Below are 19,668 nucleotides of genomic sequence, written 5' to 3' on the forward strand. Positions count from 1 at the left end.
GAGCGGCAAGGGCTATTGGGAGGTGACGGCGGCCGGTGACGTCTACAGCTTTGGGGACGCCACCTTCGACGGCTCCACGGGCAACCTCCGCCTGGCCGCACCCGTGGTCGGTGCGGTGGCCGCTGGCTGAGGCCCTGGGCCGCGGCGTCGAAGGGGGGTGGGTGCTGATGCGCCCACCCCCCTGGCGCGCTCGGGACCAGGTCGCACTGGACCAGTTGACAGGAGGGTCCGTTGGGCATAGGAATGCTCCGGGCGCCACCTGCTGGAGGTCGGCATGGCCAGAGGTCGGGTCAGCACCTGGGGGTCGGTCGGTCCGCCGTCCGTCGTGAACGAGGACGTCGGTGTGGCTGCCCTCGCGTGGCCGCCGTGGCCCCGGGAGCTGCCCGGTACCCGCTGCCGGTTCGACTTGGCCCCACCCCGGAACTTCCTCTACCCGGCGGTCCTGCTCGTCCTGGCCGAGCGACCGACCCACGGGTACCGGGTCTGGGAGGTCCTCGGGGAACTGGGCTTCGGCACCCTGGACCGTCCCGCGGTCTACCGGGTGCTGGCGGACTTGGAACGCGACGGCCTGGTGCAACGGGTGCCGGGGCCCCGGGACGGCGCGTCGCCAGAGGAGCGCCGGGGCCTCAGCCGCCAGGTCTACGAGGCGACCGCCGACGGCCGGGCCTGTCTCCAGGCGTGGATGGCGGTGGTGGCCGCCGAGCGGGAGGCCCTCGACGTCGTGCTGCGCCGCTACTGGCAGGCGAGCGCCCTGCCGGCGGCGCTGCCGCGTGCCCGCTCCGAGGACGCCGAGCACCCAGGGGCGCCGGCATCGCAGCCAACGGTCGCGGCCGATGTCCTGCCGGAGGAGGCCGATGGGGGCCCGAGGGGGACGAGGCCGCCGAGCGGCGCCCTGTCACCGGTGCGTTACCGGGTGGCGCCGGACCGCTCGAGCCTGGTGGTGGCTGCCCGTTCCAACGTCGGCCCCATCGCGTTCACCTCCACGGGCCTCTCGGGCTGGGTGGAGGCCGTGGTCGCCGACGGCACGCTGGTGGCCGAACCCTCGCCACGGGCCGAGCTGCGGCTGCCTGTCGCTTCCTTGCTTTCCGGCAACCGGCTCTACGACCGAGAGCTCCACCGGCGAGTGGACGCCCGGCGCTACCCGGACGTGGAGGTCCGCCTTGCCGGTGCCGTGCGGCTCGGGGCCGGGAACTGCTTCCTGGTCACCGGCGAGGTCACCATGCACGGGCAGACGGTGCGGCTCGAAGGGGTGGTGCGGACCACCGTGGTCGGTCCGACGACCCGCCGGGCGAGGTCCGCGGGTCGCGCCGACGAGCGCGTGGTCGTCAGCGGGGAGCACGTGGTGGACGTCCGTTCCTTCGGGATGGCCACCCCGTCGATGGGGCCCCTGCGGCTCGACCCGGACGTCCAGCTCTCGTTGCATCTGGAGGCCGACACCCTCGGCTGAGTGACGAGGCGGCAATGGGTGAGAAATTCACCCGTTGTCGTCGGGCTGTCGTCGTCGTAGAACGACGGTGCGGGTCCGGCTCCGGGGGGCAGTCGGGTGCGCAAGGCGAGTCAGGCGCGGGGTCCGCCGCCGGTCGGTCGCGGGCGCCGCCGGAGGGGGAGGTGCCAGGTGACCCAGGTGCAGGAGCGCGCCGAGGAGACGGTCGTCCACGTGCTCTGGATCAACGCCGGGCTGAGCTGCGACGGGGACTCCGTCGCGCTCACCAGCGCCACCCAGCCGAGCATCGAGGAGATCGCCATGGGGGCCCTGCCGGGCCTCCCGAAGGTGGCCGTGCACTGGCCGCTCATCGACTTCGAGTGCGGTCCGGAGGGTGGGGCCGACGACTTCATCTCCTGGTTCCACAAGGCGGACCGGGGCGAGCTGGAGCCCTTCGTCCTCGTCGTGGAGGGGTCCATCCCGAACGAGGCGGTGAAGCGGGAGGGGTACTGGTGCGGGTTCGGCAACAACCCCGACACCGGCCAGCCCATGACCACCAGCGAATGGCTCGACCGCCTCGCCCCGAAGGCCCTCGCGGTCCTCGCGGTGGGAACGTGCGCCACCTACGGGGGGATGCACGCCATGGCCGGCAACCCCACGGGGGCCATGGGCGTCCCCGACTACCTCGGCTGGGGGTGGCGATCGAAGGCGGGCATCCCCATCGTCTGCGTCCCGGGTTGCCCGATCCACCCCGACAACCTGGCCGAGACCATCCTCTACCTGCTCTACCAGGCCACCGGGCAGGCCCCGCCGATCCCCTTGGACGAGGCGCTGCGACCCGAGTGGCTCTTCGGCCGGACGGTCCACGAGGGATGCGACCGGGCCGGCTACTACGAGCAGGGCGACTTCGCCGGCGAGTACGGCTCGCCGAAGTGCATCGTGAAGCTCGGCTGCTGGGGCCCGGTGGTGAAGTGCAACGTGCCGAAGCGGGGCTGGGTGAACGGCGTTGGGGGGTGCCCGAACGTCGGTGGCATCTGCATCGGCTGCACCATGCCTGGCTTCCCCGACAAGTTCATGCCGTTCATGGACGAGCCCCCGGGGGCCACCGTGTCCACGCTGGCCAGTGGGATCTACGGGAACGCCATCCGTGCCCTCCGGAAAGTGACGGTGAAGACGGTCGACGAGGAGCCCAAGTGGCGGACACCCGGTCGTCGGCTGCTCACCGGCTACACCGCCGAGTGGCGCTGAACCGGCGGTGCCCGTGCTGCGCCGCCGCCGTCCCGCGGCGAGCGGCACCCCCGAGGAAACCCTGGCAGCTGCACTGTCCAGCCGAGCCCGAAAAGAGGAGCGAGAAACGACCATGACCACTACCCAGCCCGGTCCGACCAAGACCCAGACGACGTCGAGCGACGTCGTGGAGATGGCCTGGGACCCGATCACGAGGATCGTCGGCTCCCTCGGCATCTACGCCAAGGTCGACTTCTCCCAGAAGCGGGTCGTCGAGTGCCACTCGACGTCCTCGGTCTTCCGGGGCTACAGCATCTTCATGAAGGGCAAGGACCCCCGGGACGCCCACTTCATCACCAGTCGGATCTGCGGGATCTGCGGGGACAACCACGCCACCTGCTCCTGCTACGCCCAGAACATGGCCTACGGGGTGAAGCCCCCCCACCTGGGCGAGTGGATCGTGAACCTCGGCGAGGCCGCCGAGTACATGTTCGACCACAACATCTTCCAGGAGAACCTCGTCGGGGTGGACTTCTGCGAGAAGATGGTGAAGGAGACGAACCCGGGGGTCCTCGAGCAGGCGAACCGGACCGAGGCGCCGCACGCCGCCGACCACGGGTACCGGACCATCGGCGACATCATGCGGGCCCTCAACCCCTTCGAGGGGGAGTTCTACCGGGAGGCCCTCCAGGTGAGCCGGTGGACCCGGGAGATGTTCTGCCTCATGGAGGGCCGGCACGTCCATCCCTCGACCCTCTACCCCGGCGGGGTGGGCACGACCGCCACCATCCAGCTCTTCACCGACTACCTGACCCGGCTCATGCGCTACGTCGAGTTCATGAAGCGGGTCGTGCCGATGCACGACGACCTCTTCGACTTCTTCTACCAGGCCCTGCCGGGCTACGAGGAGGTCGGGCGGCGCCGGGTGCTCCTGGGGTGCTGGGGCAGCTTCCAGGACCCCGAGGCCTGCAACTTCTCCTACCGGGACATGAGCGAGTGGGGCCGCAAGATGTTCGTGACCCCGGGGGTGGTGGTGGACGGTCAGCTGGTCACCAACGACCTGGTCGACATCAACCTCGGCATCCGGATCCTCCTCGGGCACTCCTACTACCAGGACTGGGAGGACCAGGAGCTCTTCGTCACCCGGGACCCCCTGGGGAACCCGGTCGACCGTCGGCACCCCTGGAACCAGCACACCCTGCCCCAGCCGCAGAAGCGGGACTTCGACGGGGCCTACAGCTGGGTGATGTCGCCTCGGTGGTTCGACGGCACCGACCACCTGGCCCTCGACACCGGGGGCGGGCCCATCGCCCGACTCTGGGCGACGGCCCTCTCGGGGCTGGTCGACATCGGCTACGTGAAGGCCACCGGGCACAGCGTGCTCATCCACCTGCCACGGACCGCCCTGAAGCCCGAGGTGACCTTCGAGTGGAAGATCCCGCAGTGGTCGAACGCCATCGAGCGGGACCGCGCCAGGACCTACTTCCAGGCCTACGCGGCGGCCTGCGCCCTGCACTTCGTGGAGCAGGCCCTGGCCGAGGTGCGGGCCGGTCGGACGAAGACCTGGGAGCCCTTCGAGGTGCCCGACGAGGGGATCGGCTGCGGGTTCACCGAGGCGGTCCGGGGGGTGCTCTCCCACCACCTCGTCATCCGGGACGGCAAGATCGCCAACTACCACCCCTACCCGCCGACCCCGTGGAACGCCAACCCCCGGGACGTCTACGGGACGCCGGGCCCCTACGAGGACGCGGTCCAGAACACGCCGATCTTCGAGGAGAACGACCGGGAGCACTTCAAGGGCATCGACATCATGCGGGCGGTCCGCAGCTTCGACCCCTGCCTGGCCGGGGCAAGGTCTTAAAGAAGCTCCACACCCCGACGGCGGCGCCCGAGCCGCTGGCCCAGTGAGCGACGTCCTCGGCGAGCGGGCGGCCGAGGCGGCCGGGCGGGTCGACCGGTTGCTGGGGCGCCTCGGGGACCTGGCCGACCCCGAGGCCAGGGCACTGGCCGAGGACCTGGTCCGGGCGGTGAGCGACCTCTACGGGGCCGGACTGGCCCGGGTGGTCCAGCTCACCGCCCGGTCAGCCGGGCTCCCCGGCGACCACCCGGCCTGCGGGTGCCTCGAGGCCTTGGCCGAGGACGAGCTGGTCGGGGGCCTGCTGGCCCTCCACGACCTGCACCCCTCGGACCTCCGGGCTCGGGTGGAGCGAGCGGTGGCCGGGGTCGTGGACGGCAGGGACGGCTCGGACGCCACCGTCTTGGAAGTGGACGGCAGCCAGGGCCGGGTCCGGGTGCGGCTGCTGGTGGCCGCCACGTCGCTGACCGGACCCGACCAGGTGGAGCGCCGCGTGCGGCGGGCGCTGGCGAGCGCGGCTCCCGAGCTCGAGGAGGTGGTGGTGGAGCGGCCCCCGGCGCCCACCCCGGTCCGGCTCCTGGCCCGACGATGACCGGCGCCACCGAGGCCGGCTTCGCGGCGCTCCGTCGCCTCCGGGCCCGGGGAGGGGCGGACGGGCAGCGCTGCGAGCTCTGCGGGGAGGCCCTGGAAGCCGCCCACGGCCACCTCCTGGAGGTGCCGGAGCGCCAGGTGCGGTGCTGCTGTCGGGCGTGCCGGCTGCTCTTCGAACACCCCGGGGCGGGCGCCGGCCGTCTGCGAGCCATCCCCGGCGAGGTCGTGCCGCTGGCCGAGCCGGTGGCGGGCGACTGGTGGGCCCGGCTCGGTCTGCCGGTCGGGGTGGTCTTCGTGGTGGTCGACGACGCAGGGCAGCCGAGCGCGGCGTTCCCCGGGGCGGCGGGGGCCGCCTGGGCCGAGCTGGAGGGCGCCTCGTGGAGGGCCCTCGGCGACGCCCATCCCGAGGTGCAGCACCTGCTCCCCGAGGTCCAGGCCTTCTTCCTGTACCACCCCGGTCGGGGCTGGCCGCTCGCCGGCCCTGGCGAGGGGTGGGTGGTGCCGATCGACACCTGCTACGAGCTGGTGGGGGCGCTCCGGCAGTCCTGGCGGGGGTTCGACGGCGGCCCGGCCGCCCAGGCGGTGGTGGCCCGGTTCCGCGGACGGCTGGCCGAAGCCATGACGGAGCGCACGACCGTGAGCGGGAGCCGGCGGTGAAGGGGCTCGAGCTCGAGGTCCTCGGGGTGGAGGTCGAGCGCTACGCCGCGGTGCCCACCCTGTCCTTCCGGGTCCGGTTGGAGGAACCCGACCACGGCAAGGTCCACGCCGTGCTGCTGCGGACCCAGGTGCGCATCGAGCCGGAGCGCCGCAGCTACGGGCCTGCCGAACGCGACGGGCTCGTGGAGCTCTTCGGCCAGCCCTCCCAGTGGTCGGGTTCGCTCCACCCCTTCCTCTGGGCCGAGCTGGCCACCTGCGTGGGACCCTTCCAAGGGGTGACCGAGGTGGCCCTCCCCATGGCCGTGAGCTACGACCTGGAGGTGGCAGCCGGCCGGTACCTCCAGGGGCTCCGAGGGGGCGAGGTGCCCCTGGTCCTGCTGTTCAGCGGCACGGTGTTCCGAGTCCACGACGGCCGGCCGCTGGTCGAGCCGATCCCCTGGCAGGCCGAGGGGCGCCTGGGCCTGCCGAGGTCGCTCTGGGAAGAAGCCATGGACCGCTTCTATCCGGGCTCCGGGTGGATCCGCCTGCCGCGGACGACCATCGATGCCCTGGGCGAGTACAAGGCCCGAGCCGCGCTGGCCACCTGGGACGAGGCCGTCCGGTCGTTGCTGCGCGCCGTGGAGGTGCCCCAGTGACACCCGGGGTCGCCGTGCCGACGACGCTCGAGGCGGTCTTCGCCACGGCCCGCCGGGTGGCCGACGCCGTGCTCACCGAGGGGTACGTCCTCTACCCCTATCGGCGCTCGGCGCCGAAGAACCAGGTGCGCTGGCAGTTCGGGGTGCTCGTCCCGCCGGCCGCCGCTGCCGTCGATCCCTCCGAGCGCAGCCGCCTCCGGGCCCGCGTGCTGCTCGAGGGCGACGACCAGGCCAGCCTGGTGGTGCTGGTCCGGTGCCTGCAGCTCCAGCAGCGGACCGTCCAGCGGGCCACCGCTGGGGGGCGGTTCCGGAGCGCCCCGGCACTCCAGGTGGGTCCCGACGAGGTGCTCCCCTTCGACGAGGCCGTCGCCCACGAGCACCCCCTCGGACCCAACACCCTCGGCGAGCTGATGGCCGGCCCTCGCCGCTGGAGCGTCACCCTGCCGGGGGGCCGGGACCTCGAGCCCGTCGGCCGGCAGGACCGAGCAGCGAGCGAGGTGTTGGGCCGGATCGTGCGGCGCCGCTGGACGGTGCGCGCCCGGGTGTCCCTCCGGGCCGAACGGCTCGGAGGACCGGCCGGGCCGGTCCTGGTCGAGGTGGCCCTCGAGAACCGGACCGTCTGGCACGCTCCTCGGATCGAGGAGGTCGCCTCGCCGACCGGCCCGGGGGTCTCGGCCCGGGCCCGTTGGCGGGACCTGGCCGCCCGGCGGTCCCTCCTCGGTGCCCACCTCCTCCTCGGGGTGGAGGGCGGGGCGTTCCTCTCGAGCCTGGACCCGCCCCCGGAGCACTGGCGGGCGATGGAGCGCTGCGAGGCCGAGGGGGTCTTCCCGTCGCTCGTCGGCGGCAGGCAGCGGGCGGCAGCGCTCTTGCTCTCGCCCATCGCCCTGCCCGAGGATCCCCAGGTAGCGCCGGAGAGCCCCGGGGATTTCTTCGACGCCACCGAGATCGACGAGCTCCTGGCCCTGCGGGTCCTGACCCTGACCGACGAGGAGAAGCGGGAGGCGGCGGCCACCGACCCGGCGGTCGCCCGGATCCTCGCCCGGTGCGAAGGGCTCGGCCCCGAGGGCCTCGGCGCCCTGCACGGCACCATCCGGTCCTGGCAGCCCCTCGGGGCGTCCCCTCCGACCGGACCGACGACCGCGGCCTCGTCGTGCCCCGACCCCCCGAGCGTCGCGACGCCGACCGAACCGTGGTGGGACCCGGGGCTGGACCAGTCGGTCTGCCCCGAGACCGACGCCGCCCTGGTGAGCGGCCGGCCGACCCGGGCCGGGGACCGGGTGCTGCTGCGCCCCGGCCGGCGGGCCGACGCCCAGGACCTCTTCCTCGCCGGTCGGACCGCCACGGTCACCGGGGTGTTCTCGGACCTGGACGGCCAGGTCCACCTCGCGGTGGTCCTCGACGACGACCCCGGCGCGGACCTGCACCGGTGGTTCGGCCGCTACTGGTACTTCGCGCCGGACGAGCTCGAGCGACTGGACGGGGACGGGGCGGAGCGGACCGGGGCGGGCTCCGGCGGAGCACGGCACGACGACGACCCTGCCGAGGGGAGGCGGCCGCGGGTGCTGGTCGCCGGCATTGGGAACGTCTTCCTCGGGGACGACGGGTTCGGGGTGGCGGTCGCCGAGCAGCTCGCCCGACGGTCCTGGCCGCCGGGGGTCACGGTCCAGGACAGCGGGATCCGAGGGGTCCACCTCGCCTACCAGCTTCTCGACGGCTGGGACGTCGTCGTGCTGGTGGACGCGGTGGCCGGTCAGGATCCCCCGGGGACCCTGCGCGTCGTGGAGCTCCCCCTCCCGGGATCCGAGGGCGCCGCGGTCCCCGGGGGCGGCCGGGACCCGGCCCTCGGGGAGCAGGAGGGGGTGGCGATGGACGCCCACGGCATGGACCCCGAGACCGTCTTGGCGATGGCCGGCTCCCTCGGCGCCGAGGTCGGGCTGGTCCTGCTCGTGGGCTGCGTCCCGGGCCGCCTCGCCGAGGAGATGGGCCTGTCGGACCCGGTGGCACGCGCCGTGCCCGCCGCGTGCCGCCTGGTCGAGGAGCTGGTCGAGGAAGCGACGCGGGGCGCGGTGCGGCGTCCCGCCGGAGAGGAGGTGCGGTCGTGATCAAGCGGCTGGTGTTCTCGGTGCTCTTCGCCGCGTTGGCGGCGCTCATCGTTCGGTCCCTCCCGGACATCGCCCGGTACCTGAAGATCCGGGAGATGTGAGGGATGGTCCACGGCGCGCGCCGGGACCCGGGGGCGAGGCCGAGCCCGTGACCCGGTACACGTTCGACCCCAGCCGTTCGACGCTCACCATGGCTGCCCGATCGAGCGTCCACCCGATCGAGGTCGAGAGCAGCGACCTGGCCGGCGACCTCGAGCTGGAGCTGGACGAGGAGGGCCGACTGGTGCCGGGCACCCCGGTAGCCGGCACGCTCGAGGTCCCGGTCGGGGAGCTGGCGACCGGCAACCCCCTCTACGACCGGGAGCTTCGCCGCCGGCTGGACCCTCGGCGCTACCCGAGCATCGAGGCTCGTCTCGAGGACGTGGCCCCCGACGACCAGCCCGGTCGGTACCGGGTGCGGGGGACCGTGGCGTTCCGGGGCGCCAGCCAGGTCGCCGAGGACCTCGTGACGCTCCGGGTGGAGGGAGACGGGTCGGTCGTGGTGGAGGGCGCGCACCAGTTCGACATCCGGGACTTCGGCCTCGAGCCGCCGCGGATCGCCATGCTGAAGGTCTACCCCGAGGTGGAGGTCCGGGCGCGGCTCGTGGCCCGCCCGGCCGGTCCCGGCGCCGGGCAAGGAGGTTGAGCGGTGCACGAGCTGGGCATCGCCGAGGCCGTGCTCGACGCCCTGGAGCGACGGGCCGGGGGGCGCCCCGTGGCCAGCGCCCGGGTCCGGGTCGGAGCACTGCTCCACGTCCACGAGGCGTCCTTCGCCCAGTCCTTCGCCCTGGTGGCCGAGGGGAGCGTGGCGGCGGGCGCCGCGGTGGAGCTCGTGGTGGTCCCGGCCGAGCTGGCCTGCCGGGCCTGCGGCCGGACCAGCCCGGTGACCGAGCCGATGGCGTCCTGTCCGGCATGCGGAGCGGTGGCGGTCGAGCTCCGGGGCGGGGACGAGCTGGTGCTGGAGCGGCTGGCCTACCGGCCAGCCGGGCAGCCCGCGGGTTGAGGAGGTCGGTCCATGTGTCTGGGGATCCCTGGCCAAGTGGTGGCCATGGCTGACGAGGCCCACCACCTCGCCTCGGTGGACGTGGCGGGGGTGCGGCGGAACGTGAACGTCGGGCTGCTGCTCGACGAGGGGATCGCGCCTGGGGACTGGGTCCTTATCCACGTGGGCTTCGCCATGGCGAAGATCGACGAGGAGGAGGCCGCCCGGGCCCTGGAGGGGCTCCAGCTGCTCGGCCAGGCGTACCAGGACGAGGTCCGGGCGGTGGCCGACTCCCGGATCACCTGAGGCGAGGGGCCGGAGTGGCTGAAGGGCGCGCGGGGAGGGAAGCGAAAGCGAAAAAAAGGGCAACGGGCGAGAAGGGAAGACAGGAGGGAGGCGACATGGGTGCACTCATCGGGTTCGTCGTGGGCTACGTCATGGGGACCCGGGCGGGCCGGGAGGGGTTCGAGGAGCTGCGTCGGGCCTGGGACACCATCGTCCGGTCCCAGGAGGTCCGGGACATGGTGAGCGGCGGGATGGCGATGGGCAAGGACCTGCTGCAGCAGGGTCGGGGTCTGCTGGCCGAGCGCATCGCCCCCCAGGGCCCCGGCCAGCTCCGGCGCGTGGCCTGAGCACCGGTCGGCGTGACCCCGGGCCAGCGTGCCAGCTGGCCGTCCCACGGTCGGGTCGAGAGGAGCAAGCATGCGGTTCGTGGAGGAGTTCCGGGATCCGGCGGCAGCCCGCGCCCTGGTGGCCGAGGCCAGTGCCCTGGCCGCCGGGGAGCACGTGAAGTTCATGGAGGTCTGCGGCGGGCACACCCACACCATCTACCGCTTCGGCATCGAGCACCTTTTGCCCGAGAACATCGAGCTGGTGCACGGGCCGGGCTGCCCGGTGTGCGTCATCCCCATGGGCCGGGTGGACGACGCCATCGCCGTTGCCCGCACCGAGGGGGTCCTCTTCACCAGCTTCGGCGACATGATGCGGGTCCCGGGCTCGGCGGGCAGCCTCCTCGAGGCCAAGGCCAAGGGAGCGGACGTCCGCTTCGTGTACTCGCCCCTCGACGCCCTGCGACTGGCCAAGGAGAACCCGGACCGGCAGGTGGTGTTCTTCGCCGTGGGGTTCGAGACCACGGCCCCCTCCACGGCCCTGACCCTGCTCCGGGCGGAGGCCGAGGGGGTGAGGAACTTCTCGGTGTTCTGCAACCACGTCACCATCGTGCCCCCCATCAAGGCCATCTTGGACTCCCCGGACCTGCGCCTGGACGGGTTCATCGGTCCGGGCCACGTCTCGACGGTGGTCGGCCAGCGGCCCTACCGCTTCGTCGCCGAGGAGTACCGCAAGCCGGTGGTGACCGCCGGCTTCGAGCCCCTGGACATCCTGCAGGCGGTGGTCATGCTGCTGCGGCAGCGGGCCGAGGGGCGCTGCCGCGTCGAGAACCAGTACACCCGCTGCGTCAGGGAGGAGGGGAACCCCCGAGCCCTCGCGGTCATGGCCGAGGTCTTCGAGCTGCGGCCGTTCTTCGAGTGGCGCGGCCTGGGGTTCATCGCCCAGAGCGCCTTGGCGCTCAACGAGCGTTTCGCCCCGTTCGACGCCGAGCGGCGCTTCGCCGTGCCAGCGGTCCGGGTGGCCGACCCCAAGGCCTGCCAGTGCGGGGAGGTCCTCAAAGGGGTGCTGAAACCCTGGCAGTGCAAGGTTTTCGGGACCGCCTGCCCTCCGAAGGGGCCTGCGCCGCGTACTACCACTTCGGCCGGCTGCACCGGCAGATGGCGACCGAGGTCGGGGCAGGCGCGCCGGTGCCGGTCTGAGGGCCCGGCCTGCCCTGGGTCGACCCCCTGGTCCCCCCCCTGTGGGCCGGACCGGTTGCTACGGTGAGGGCGTGCAGCCACTGCCGCTCGAGGGGCTCCGGTCCGCGAGCGGCCAAGACCAGGGCTCGGGACCGGCGACCCGTCGCGCTTCTCTCACTGCGTTGGCCTCCCTGGTCGGGCAACGAACCCTCGCCCGGGCCCGGGCCTACGCCGCAGCCGGGCGGGTCCGGCGGGCCGAGTGGCAGCGGCCGGGGGTCGAGGCCCACGGGGTGGTGCAGGGCACCCGCACCACCCCCTACCGGGTGCAGCTGCACCTCTCCTGGGATCCCGAGGGGGAGCTGCTGGACCTGACCGGGCGCTGCGACTGCCCGGTCGGCATCGACTGCAAGCACGCCGTCGCCGTCCTCCTCGTCCTCGAGGGCGCCGGGTCGACCCTTCGGCCCGCGGCTCGCCCCTCCCGGCTTGGGTCCCCCGGGAGCACCACCCGGCAGGGACCGTCCCGGCCCTGGGAGGAGCTCCTCCGAGGGCTGGTGGGCTCGAGCGGGCCGGCCGGGCAGCAACGGGACCCGCGGCACGGGGCCCTGGCCCTCCAGGCCGAGCTGACCACCCGGCGGGTCCCCGGGCGAGGCGGTGCCGTCGAGACCCCAGGGGTCCGCCTCCGGCCGGTCGCCGGGGGCGCCTCGGGACGCTGGACCCGCAGCGGGCTGTCCTGGAGCCACCTTCCCTACCTGCGGGCCCTGCCGACGAGCGGACTCCCCCCTCTTCCCGAGCAGGTCCGCGTCCTCCAGGAACTCGCGACCCTGGCCCAGGTGGGCTCGACGGGCCTCTTCCTCTACGGGCGGGGGGAGACGGTCTGGCTGGAGGGGATCACGAGCCGTCGGGTCTGGGACCTGCTCGCCCAGGCCGAGGACCTGGGCGTGCCGTTGGTGGAACCCGGCCAGCGAGCAGCAGGCCGTCGACCGGGCCCACCGGATCGGCCAGACCCGCGCCGTGCACGTCTACCGCCTCGTGGCCAGGGACACCATCGAGGAGAAGGTCATGGCCCTCAAGGCACGCAAGGCCGCCCTCTTCGCCGGGGTCCTCGACGCCGGCGCCTTCGGGTCGGGGGTGCTCAGCGAGGAGGACCTCCGGCTGCTGTGCGACGCGCCGAAGGAGGAGGGCTCGTCGCGCCGGTCGCCTGGCGGGCGGCGGCCACCGCCGCCTGCCCGATCGAGATCGACCCGTCGTTCGGCGGCAGCTGCCGGTGGGCGAGCACCTCGAGGCCGCGCCCCTCGAGGGCCCGGACGAGCCACTCGCTGAGCAGCACGTTCTGGAAGACCCCGCCCGAGAGCGCCACCCGGTCGAGGTGGAACCGGGCGGCCAGGGCGCCGGCCAGCCGGGCGGTCCCCTCGGCGAGGCTCCGGTGGAAGGCGGCGGCCAGCACCGCAGCGGGCACACCCCGGTGCCGATCGGCGACGAGGGCCCGGAGCAGGCCCCGGGGGTCGAGCACGGCGGGGGCCTGGCCCCGGCCGCCTCGCACCGCCATTGGCAGGACCGGGACGGCCCCCGGGTCGACGGTGGCGGCCAGCGCCTCGAGCTCGACCGCCGCCTGGCCCTCGTAGCTGACGCGCTGCCGGACTCCCAGGAGGGCGGCCACCGCGTCGAACAGCCGGCCCGCGCTGCTGGTGCGCAGGGTGCCCGGGGCCCGGCAGAGGGCCAGGACCGCGGGCCAGCGGGCCTCGAAGCCGAGGTGCTCGGCCTCGTCGGCCACCAGCTGGTCCCCCCCGGTGGCGGCCAGCCACGCCACGGCCATCCGCCAGGGCTCCCGGACCGCCTGGCTCCCCCCGGGGAGGGCCACCGGCAGGAGCCGCCCGACCCGCCGGGCGCGGACCAGGTCGCAGACCAGCAGCTCGCCCCCCCAGAGGGTCCCGTCGGTCCCGTAGCCGAACCCGTCGAAGGCCACCCCGAGCACCGGGCCGCTGACCTGGCGGTCGACCAGGAGGGCCGCGAGGTGGGCGTGGTGGTGCTGCACGCCGAGCAGCTCGGCGCCGAGCTCCTCGGCGAGCACCTCGGCGTGCTTCGTGGAGAGGTACTCGGGGTGCAGGTCGCAGGCCAGGACCTCGGGGCAGAGCCCCGAGAGCCGGGGCAGGTGCTCGACCGCCTGCTCGAAGGCGGCGAAGGCCTCCAGGTGCTCGAGGTCCCCCAGGTGGTGGCTGGCCACGACGCTGCCCCCCTGGGCCACCGCCACCGTGGCCTTCAGCTCCGCGCCGAGGGCCAGCACCGGCCGCGTGGCCCGCACCCCGGGGGGCAGGGGCAGGGGTTCGGGAGCGAAACCCCGGGAACGGCGGACCAGCTGGACGCCGAGGGGCGTGGCCCGGACGACCGAGTCGTCGCACCGGATGTGGATCGGCCGGTCGTGCTGGAGCAGCGCGTCGGCCAAGGGGCCGAGGCGGACCAGCGCGTCGTCGTCCTCCTGGCAGATCGGCTCGTCGCTCCGGTTCCCGCTCGTCATGACCAGTGGCCGCCGCACCCCGTCCAGCAGCAGGTGGTGCAGGGGGCTGTAGGGCAGCATGACCCCGAGCTCCACCAGCCCGGGAGCCACCGCCTCGGCCACCGCCGGGCCCCCGGGGCGGCGGCGGGCCAGCACGATCGGCCGGCGGCCCGAGCAGAGAACGGCGCGGGCCTCGTCGTCGAGCCGGCAGAGGGCCTCCGCGCTGGCCAGGTCAGGCACCATGAGGGCGAAGGGCTTCGCGTCCCTGGCCTTGCGGCGCCGCAGCTCGGCCACCGCCGCCTCCTGGGCGGCGTCGCAGGCCAGGTGGTAGCCGCCGATGCCCTTCAGGGCCAGGATCCCCCCGTCCAGCAGCAGCTGCACGGCCCGGTCCAACGCGCCGTCGGCCTCGGCCACGAGCGTGCCGTCCGGCGCCACCAGCCGGAGCCGGGGGCCGCAGGCCGGGCAGGCGTTGGGCTGGGCGTGGAAGCGGCGGTCCCCCGGGTCGTCGTACTCGGCCTGGCAGGCCGGGCACAGGGGGAAGCCGGCCATGGTGGTCTGGGGACGGTCGTAGGGCAGGGCCCGCACGATGGTGTAGCGGGGCCCGCAGTCGGTGCAGTTCGTGAACGGGTAGCGGTAGCGGCGGTTGGCAGGGTCCCGGATCTCGGCGAGGCAGGCCGGGCAGGTGGCGGTGTCCGGGGCGACCGGCACCCGCGCGTCCCCCTCGTGCCCGCTGGCCCGGATCTCGAAACCCTCGGGCAGGGGACGGCCCCCGGTCGGGTCCAGGCCGGTGGCCGGGTCGGGCCCCTCGGACTCCTCGACCGCCTCCACCCGGGCGAGGGGCGGGGCCTCCTCCGCGAGCCGCCGGCGCAGCTCGGCCACGGCGGCCGGCGGGCCGGCGCAGACCACGAGGACCCCGTACGGGTCGTTGCGGACGAAGCCGCGCAGCCCCAGGGCCTGCGCCGAGCGGTAGACGAAGGGCCGGTACCCGACCCCTTGGACCGTGCCCCGGACCCGGAGGGTCCGCTGGGACCAGCCCGCCTCCACCGACCCGTCGGCCACCACCTCAGCAGATCCGAGGCAGGGGGTCGCCGACGAGCATGTCGACGATCCGGGTGCCGCCGAAGGCGGTTCGCAGGACCACGATCCCCGGCGGATCCCCCCGGACCTCGCCGATCCGGGCAGCCCGGGCGCCGAGCGGATGGGACCGCAGGGCCTCCAGGGCCGCCTCCGCGTCCTCGGGGCCAACGACCGCCACCAGCTTCCCCTCGTTGGCCACGTAGAGCGGGTCGATGCCCAGCAGGTCGCAGGCCCCCCCGACGACCGGGTCGAGGGGCAGGGCGGCCTCGTCGAGCACCACTGCCACCTGGGCGGCTCGGGCCAGCTCGTTGCAGACGGTCGCCACCCCGCCCCGGGTAGGGTCCCGCAGCCAGCGCAGCGACGGGGCGGCGTCGAGCAGCCGGCCGACCAGGTCGGCCAGGGGGGCGGTGTCGGAGGTCACTTCGGCCTCCAGGGCCAGGTCGCCTCGGGCGAGGAGCACCGCCACCCCGTGGTCCCCGAGGGTCCCCGAGACCAGCACCTGGTCCCCGGGACGGACCTGGTCGGCTGCCAGTCGGACCCCGGCTCGCACCAGGCCCACCCCGGCGGTCGTGACGTAGAGCCCGTCGGCCGCGCCCCGCCCGACCACCTTCGTGTCCCCGGTCACCAGCTGCACCCCGGCCGCCTGGGCGGCCTGGCCCATGTCGGTGGCGACCCGTCGGAGCTCCTCCACGGACAGGCCCTCCTCGATGACGAAGGCGCAGGACAGCCAGCGCGGCTCGGCCCCCATCATGGCGAGGTCGTTCACCGTGCCGTGGACGGCCAGGTGCCCGATGGACCCGCCGGGGAAGAAGCGGGGGCGGACCACGAAGCTGTCGGTCGAGAAGGCCACCTGGGCGCCGGGGAGGTCGAGGACCGCGGCGTCGGTGAGCGGCGGTGCGGCGCCCTCGGCGGGGGCGAAGGCCGGGAGGAACAGGGCCTCGACGAGTGCCGCGGAGGCCTTGCCCCCGGCGCCGTGCGCGGAGGTGACCACCTCGTCCCGCAGCCGAGGCGGCCGTCGCCTGGCCTGCTCGATGCGCTCCAGCACCCGCTGCTCGTCCCGCAGCACCGGTTCGCTCATGGGGCTCCTTTCGGCTCGGCTGCTTCCTCGGCCAGGTCCTCGAGCGCGGCCTGCACCGCGTGGCGGAGGGCGTCGAGGAGGCCGTCCTGGGCTTCTTGGACCCGGTGGACGCTCTGGGCCCGGACCACCAGGCAGCAGTCGAGCTCGGCGCACTGGGCCATGGCGCCCCCGTCGTGGCCTGCCATGCCCAGGGTGTAGAGGCCCTGACGGTGGGCCTGGGCGATGGCCGCGAGCAGGTTCGGCGAGTTCCCGCTGGTGGAGAAGGCCACCAGGACGTCGCTCGGGTGGGCGGCCGCGGCCACCTGGCGGGCGAAGACCGCCTCCACCCCGATGTCGTTGGCCAGGGCGGTCAGCACCGCCGGGTCGTCCACGAGGGCCCGGGCCGGGACGCTTCGGCCCGTCGGGGGTCGGGCGAAACTGGCGGCGGCGAGCTCGGCGTCGGTGGCGCTGCCCCCGTTGCCGATGGTGAGGACCCGCCCCCCGGCACGGATCCGCTGAGCGATCGTCGCCGCGGCGTCAGCGAGCAGCGGGGCCGCGGCGGCCAGGGCCTCGGCGGTGATCGTGGCGGACGCCTCGGCCTTCGCCCGACCCGAGGCGGCCAGGGCCGCGAGCAGCCCGGCCTCGTCCCGCTCGGCTCGATCCAAGAACGGGTAGAGGAACCCGGTCGGTTCGGCGCCAGTCACCGCGGGAGCTCCCCGGCCAGGACCGACTCCTCGCGGAGCAGGGCCTCCTCGGGAAGGACCTGGAGGGCCACCCCGGCATGGATCAGCACCAGGTCGCCGGGCGCCAGGGGGCCGAGCAGACCGGTGTCCACGGGCTCCTCCCCTCGCTCGGTGGCGCAGCGAGCCGTGGTGCCCGCCACGGCCAGCACCTCGCCCAGGCGACCCTCGTCGCTGCAGGTCACGCAGTGGTCCCCCACGCAGGCCGTCTCGGCGGTGTCGGTCGAGGGTCCTGGCGCCAAGAGCCCCGGGTGCTCGAAGCAGAGCTGGCTGAGCTCCCAGAGCAGGTGGTAGCCGAGGACGGCCCGCCCCGAGAAGCTGGCCGCCGGGTCGGGGTACAGGTGCACGACGTGGTGGGCGGCGCCGACGGGGGGCGGCTCGCCGACGGCCAACCAGATGCTCGTCACCCCCCAGAGGGCCGCCCGAGCGGCCAGCCGACGAGCGGTCCGATCGGCCCCGTCCGCCACCAGCACCACGACGTCGCCTCGCCGCGCCAGGGGACGGAGCCAGCCCACCGGGTCCTCGGCCGGGACGGCCACGGCGTCCACCGCCCTCGCCCCGACCACCACCGGGTGGACGAACTCCACCGCCACGTGCTGGGCGTGCCAGGGCCAGGCCGGAGCCGCGCTGAACAGCGTCCCCCCGGCCGCCACCCGGCGGGCCAGGGTCAAGGCGGCCCGGGCGAGGGGCTCGAAGGGCTCCTCGGTGCTCGCCTCTTCAAGGGTTCCCGGCACGACCGGCCTCCTCCCCCACGGGCGGCCTCGGGGCCCGATCGCGGCCCCCGAGCGCCCGACTTCGTGCCCCCTTCCTTGATTCTTCGCCCTCGACCCCGCTGTGTCGAGCGGTTTCTCGTGCAGGGGGCGGCGCGCCCCGGGTGCCGCTTCGCTCAGCTCGGCCCGGTCGGGTCGAGGGCGAGGGCTTGGCCGGCGTGGCGCTCGGCCATGCAGAGGAACATGCGGTCCCCCCGCTCGGTCCGCTGGACCAGCATGGCAGCCGCGAAGGCCATGACGAGGCCGCCCCAGGCCCCCCGGCGGTAGTCGGCCCAGCAGGCCGCCAGGGGATAGTCCCGGACCCCGAGCGAGGCGAGCTCGGCGTGGTAGGCCTCGACGAGGTCCCGCTCGAGCCGCTCCCGGTCCTCGGGGAGGAGGCTCGCGCCGAGGAAGTACGCGAGGTCCTCGGGTCCCGGGCCCAGCCGGCAGGTCTGCCAGTCCACCACCGCGCAGCGCCCCCGCCCCTCCTCGTCCCGGTCGAAGAGGAGGTTGTCGAGCCGGAAGTCCCCGTGGAGCACGGTCCCCGGGGTCGAGGACGGCCGGAGGTAGCGGTCGAGCCGATCGAGGAGCTGGGCCCCGGCGGTTTCGACCTCGGGGACCAGGCGACCGGCGTAGCGCTCCTGGAACCCGGCCCACAGGCCGGGCAGGAGCTGGCCGAGGAAGGCCGCGTTCGCCTCGGGGTCCTGGGCCAGCCAGGGCAGCGCCGCCAGGGCCGGGTCGCCCCAGCGGGCGGCGTGCAGCCGGGCGAGCTCCCCGAGCGCGGCGCGGGCCTCGGCCTCGGTGCAGCCGGCCAGCTGGTCCCCGGCCCGGGCCGGGGCGAGGTCCTCGAGGACGAGGACGAAGCGGGTCGGGTCCTCCTCGTCGAGATCGGCGTGCCAGCAGCGGGGGACCCGGACCGGGAGGCTCGGGGCGAGGAGCTGGTAGAAGCGGACCTCCTTCTCGTAGGCCCGGACCACCCGGGCGGCCTCCCGGCTCCGGGGGTCGGCCGCCGGCAGCTTCACCAGGAGGCTCGCAGGGCCGCTGCCCGCCGGGGCCCAGGCGAGGCGGAGCCGGAGGGTGTCGCACATCTGCCCGGTACCCACGGCCTCGGCCTCGGCCCGGGCGACCTCGGCCGCCACCGCCTCGTCGGTCCCCTCGGGGTCCCCTCGGCCGAGGACCGCCTGGCACCAGGCCGGTCCGAGGTCGGCGGGGCCCTCGGGGAAGCGGGGCGTCGGACTCGGCCGGCTCAGGGCAGGCCTCCTTCGGGCAGCTCGGTGGCCGGGAAGTAGCGGTGGTGGTGGGCCCCGGTCAGCTCGTAGATGCCGGTGCCCTCCTGGCCGTCCTCGGCGCGGACCCGCACGAGGTGCAGGCCGCCGCGGTGGAACGGCTCGTAGGGCCGGGCGAAGTCGCCCTCGGCCACCAGCGTGCGGACCCGGCCGTCGGCCAGGTGGAAGCGACAGGTGCCCCCCACCCCGGCGACCTGCTCCCCGTGGCCGCCGTAGTCGGCGGGGCGGCCCTCGCCGTCCAGCCAGTCGAGGTCGTGCTCCAGGCGCACCACGGGCACGGGCGGGCCGCCGTCGGCCGGCAGGAAGGCGCCGTCGGTGTAGACCTGGGCCCCGTCGGCCCGCTCCCAGTGCCACGCCCCGAGGGCCCCCTCGGGGAACTGGACCTGGAGCCAGAGCCACAGGGGGCAGCGGCCGTGGTCCCGGATCCCCCAGGAGCGGTCCCGCTGGCCCAGCCAGCCCGCCACCGGCCGTCGCCGGCCCCCGGCCTCGTAGTGGCCCGACCAGACCCCCGACTGCAGAAGGTGCCGCTGGTCCCAGACCACCTCGCCTCGCTCGGTCCGCAGGGTGCCCCGCCGCAGGGCGTAGGCCCGGGTCCGGGCCGAGAAGGTCAGCTCGGCGCCCACCGGGAAGGCGTCGGGGTCCACCCTCAGGGTCAGTTCCTCGAGGGGTCGGCGGACCCGGAGGACCAGGCCCGGCACGGTGAGCTCCCCGGGCTCCCCGTCCACGGCCCGTTCCTGGCGGCCGAGCACCGGCCGACCGTCCACCCGGCCCATGACCAAGGCGTCGAGGAGCCCCCGGTTCGGGTACCAGCCGATGGCCACGAAGACGCAGTCGCCCCTGCCGGCGGGGTCGTGGAGCTCGAGGAAGGCGCTCTCCCGCCAGTGGGGCGATCCCGAGGCCACCGTCCCGGCCAGCTCCGGCAGCTGGTGGCCGAAGCGCTCGTCGGCCGCGGTCGGCTCGCCCACCGTCG

At 74.6% G+C, this 19,668-nt stretch carries 17 protein-coding genes and 4 pseudogenes; 15 read left to right on the plus strand and 6 right to left on the minus strand.

Annotated elements, in window-relative coordinates; all coding sequences use genetic code 11:
* The first annotated feature begins 343 nt into the window (after positions 1 to 343).
* The 15 genes and pseudogenes from Acit_RS11015 to Acit_RS14015 all read left to right on the plus strand — a co-directional run.
* Positions 344 to 1,447, plus strand: coding sequence for a helix-turn-helix transcriptional regulator (locus tag Acit_RS11015; protein WP_248109038.1), 1,104 nt, complete (start codon positions 344 to 346; stop codon positions 1,445 to 1,447).
* 168 nt (positions 1,448 to 1,615) lie between these two features.
* Positions 1,616 to 2,671 carry an NADH-quinone oxidoreductase subunit B family protein gene (locus Acit_RS11020; protein ID WP_248109040.1) on the plus strand — a complete coding sequence of 352 codons (1,056 nt, stop codon included), beginning with the start codon at positions 1,616 to 1,618 and terminating at the stop codon, positions 2,669 to 2,671.
* 112 nt (positions 2,672 to 2,783) lie between these two features.
* Positions 2,784 to 4,558: pseudogene (locus Acit_RS11025) on the plus strand (nickel-dependent hydrogenase large subunit).
* A complete protein-coding gene (locus tag Acit_RS11030) occupies positions 4,555 to 5,097 on the plus strand; it encodes a NifU-related iron-sulfur-binding protein (protein ID WP_248109043.1) in 543 nt (180 codons plus the stop codon). Before Acit_RS11025 ends, Acit_RS11030 begins: the two are co-directional and overlap by 4 nt.
* Positions 5,094 to 5,753, plus strand: a complete 660-nt coding sequence (locus tag Acit_RS11035; protein WP_248109044.1) for a DUF5947 family protein — start codon at positions 5,094 to 5,096, stop codon at positions 5,751 to 5,753. Before Acit_RS11030 ends, Acit_RS11035 begins: the two co-directional genes overlap by 4 nt.
* Positions 5,750 to 6,388 carry a DUF6084 family protein gene (locus tag Acit_RS11040; RefSeq protein WP_248109045.1) on the plus strand — a complete coding sequence of 213 codons (639 nt, stop codon included), beginning with the start codon at positions 5,750 to 5,752 and terminating at the stop codon, positions 6,386 to 6,388. Before Acit_RS11035 ends, Acit_RS11040 begins: the two co-directional genes overlap by 4 nt.
* A complete protein-coding gene (locus tag Acit_RS13700; protein WP_248109046.1) occupies positions 6,385 to 8,490 on the plus strand; it encodes a hydrogenase maturation protease in 2,106 nt (701 codons plus the stop codon). The genes Acit_RS11040 and Acit_RS13700 overlap by 4 nt, the downstream gene beginning before the upstream one ends.
* Complete coding sequence (locus Acit_RS14005; protein ID WP_376746053.1) at positions 8,487 to 8,591, plus strand: DUF6893 family small protein; 105 nt, start codon at positions 8,487 to 8,489, stop codon at positions 8,589 to 8,591. Before Acit_RS13700 ends, Acit_RS14005 begins: the two co-directional genes overlap by 4 nt.
* A 47-nt stretch (positions 8,592 to 8,638) precedes the next feature.
* Entirely contained in the window at positions 8,639 to 9,175 is a 537-nt protein-coding gene (locus tag Acit_RS11050; protein ID WP_248109048.1) for a YceI family protein, read from the plus strand.
* Positions 9,176 to 9,178: 3 nt separating this feature from the next.
* The gene (locus tag Acit_RS11055) at positions 9,179 to 9,532 is read left to right on the plus strand and encodes a hydrogenase maturation nickel metallochaperone HypA/HybF (protein ID WP_248109049.1); all 354 of its coding nucleotides are present in this window, start codon (positions 9,179 to 9,181) and stop codon (positions 9,530 to 9,532) included.
* A gap of 12 nt (positions 9,533 to 9,544) precedes the next feature.
* Complete coding sequence (locus Acit_RS11060; RefSeq protein ID WP_248109050.1) at positions 9,545 to 9,817, plus strand: HypC/HybG/HupF family hydrogenase formation chaperone; 273 nt, start codon at positions 9,545 to 9,547, stop codon at positions 9,815 to 9,817.
* A 95-nt stretch (positions 9,818 to 9,912) separates the two neighbouring features.
* Positions 9,913 to 10,143 carry a hypothetical protein gene (locus Acit_RS11065; protein WP_248109052.1) on the plus strand — a complete coding sequence of 77 codons (231 nt, stop codon included), beginning with the start codon at positions 9,913 to 9,915 and terminating at the stop codon, positions 10,141 to 10,143.
* A gap of 70 nt (positions 10,144 to 10,213) precedes the next feature.
* Positions 10,214 to 11,319, plus strand: a pseudogene (hypD, locus tag Acit_RS11070) (hydrogenase formation protein HypD).
* Positions 11,320 to 11,621: 302 nt separating this feature from the next.
* Positions 11,622 to 11,723, plus strand: a pseudogene (locus Acit_RS14010) (SWIM zinc finger family protein); the annotation flags it as partial.
* Positions 11,724 to 12,243: 520 nt separating this feature from the next.
* Positions 12,244 to 12,450: pseudogene (locus Acit_RS14015) on the plus strand (hypothetical protein); the annotation flags it as partial.
* Here Acit_RS14015 and hypF read toward each other — a convergent pair.
* From hypF to Acit_RS11100, 6 genes are all read right to left on the minus strand, one after another.
* Positions 12,431 to 14,848, minus strand: a complete 2,418-nt coding sequence (gene hypF, locus Acit_RS11075) for a carbamoyltransferase HypF (RefSeq protein WP_248109055.1) — start codon at positions 14,846 to 14,848, stop codon at positions 12,431 to 12,433. The pseudogene Acit_RS14015 and the gene hypF sit on opposite strands and share 20 nt — an antisense overlap.
* Positions 14,849 to 14,852: 4 nt before the next feature.
* On the minus strand, positions 14,853 to 15,944 hold the full coding sequence (hypE, locus tag Acit_RS11080; RefSeq protein WP_248109057.1) for a hydrogenase expression/formation protein HypE: 1,092 nt from the start codon (positions 15,942 to 15,944) through the stop codon (positions 14,853 to 14,855).
* Positions 15,941 to 16,627, minus strand: coding sequence for a D-sedoheptulose-7-phosphate isomerase (locus Acit_RS11085; RefSeq protein ID WP_248109059.1), 687 nt, complete (start codon positions 16,625 to 16,627; stop codon positions 15,941 to 15,943). The genes hypE and Acit_RS11085 overlap by 4 nt, the downstream gene beginning before the upstream one ends.
* Positions 16,624 to 17,397 carry a HypC/HybG/HupF family hydrogenase formation chaperone gene (locus Acit_RS13705; RefSeq protein ID WP_248109061.1) on the minus strand — a complete coding sequence of 258 codons (774 nt, stop codon included), beginning with the start codon at positions 17,395 to 17,397 and terminating at the stop codon, positions 16,624 to 16,626. The genes Acit_RS11085 and Acit_RS13705 overlap by 4 nt, the downstream gene beginning before the upstream one ends.
* Positions 17,398 to 17,549: 152 nt before the next feature.
* Positions 17,550 to 18,551, minus strand: a complete 1,002-nt coding sequence (locus Acit_RS11095) for a phosphotransferase (RefSeq protein ID WP_248109062.1) — start codon at positions 18,549 to 18,551, stop codon at positions 17,550 to 17,552.
* 107 nt (positions 18,552 to 18,658) lie between these two features.
* Entirely contained in the window at positions 18,659 to 19,663 is a 1,005-nt protein-coding gene (locus Acit_RS11100; protein ID WP_248109063.1) for an Rv3169 family protein, read from the minus strand.
* Positions 19,664 to 19,668 lie beyond the last annotated feature (5 nt).

Origin of the sequence: Aciditerrimonas ferrireducens (genome assembly GCF_023130475.1) — a bacterium.
GTDB lineage: Bacteria > Actinomycetota > Acidimicrobiia > Acidimicrobiales > UBA8190 > Aciditerrimonas > Aciditerrimonas ferrireducens.

Coding starts and splice junctions, on each gene's coding strand:
- Acit_RS11035 (WP_248109044.1), top strand. CDS start 5,094: ATGACCGGCGCCACCGAGGCCGGCTTCGCGGCGCTCCGTCGCCTCCGG.
- Acit_RS11060 (WP_248109050.1), top strand. CDS start 9,545: ATGTGTCTGGGGATCCCTGGCCAAGTGGTGGCCATGGCTGACGAGGCC.
- Acit_RS11065 (WP_248109052.1), top strand. CDS start 9,913: ATGGGTGCACTCATCGGGTTCGTCGTGGGCTACGTCATGGGGACCCGG.
- hypE (WP_248109057.1), bottom strand. CDS start 15,944: ATGAGCGAACCGGTGCTGCGGGACGAGCAGCGGGTGCTGGAGCGCATC.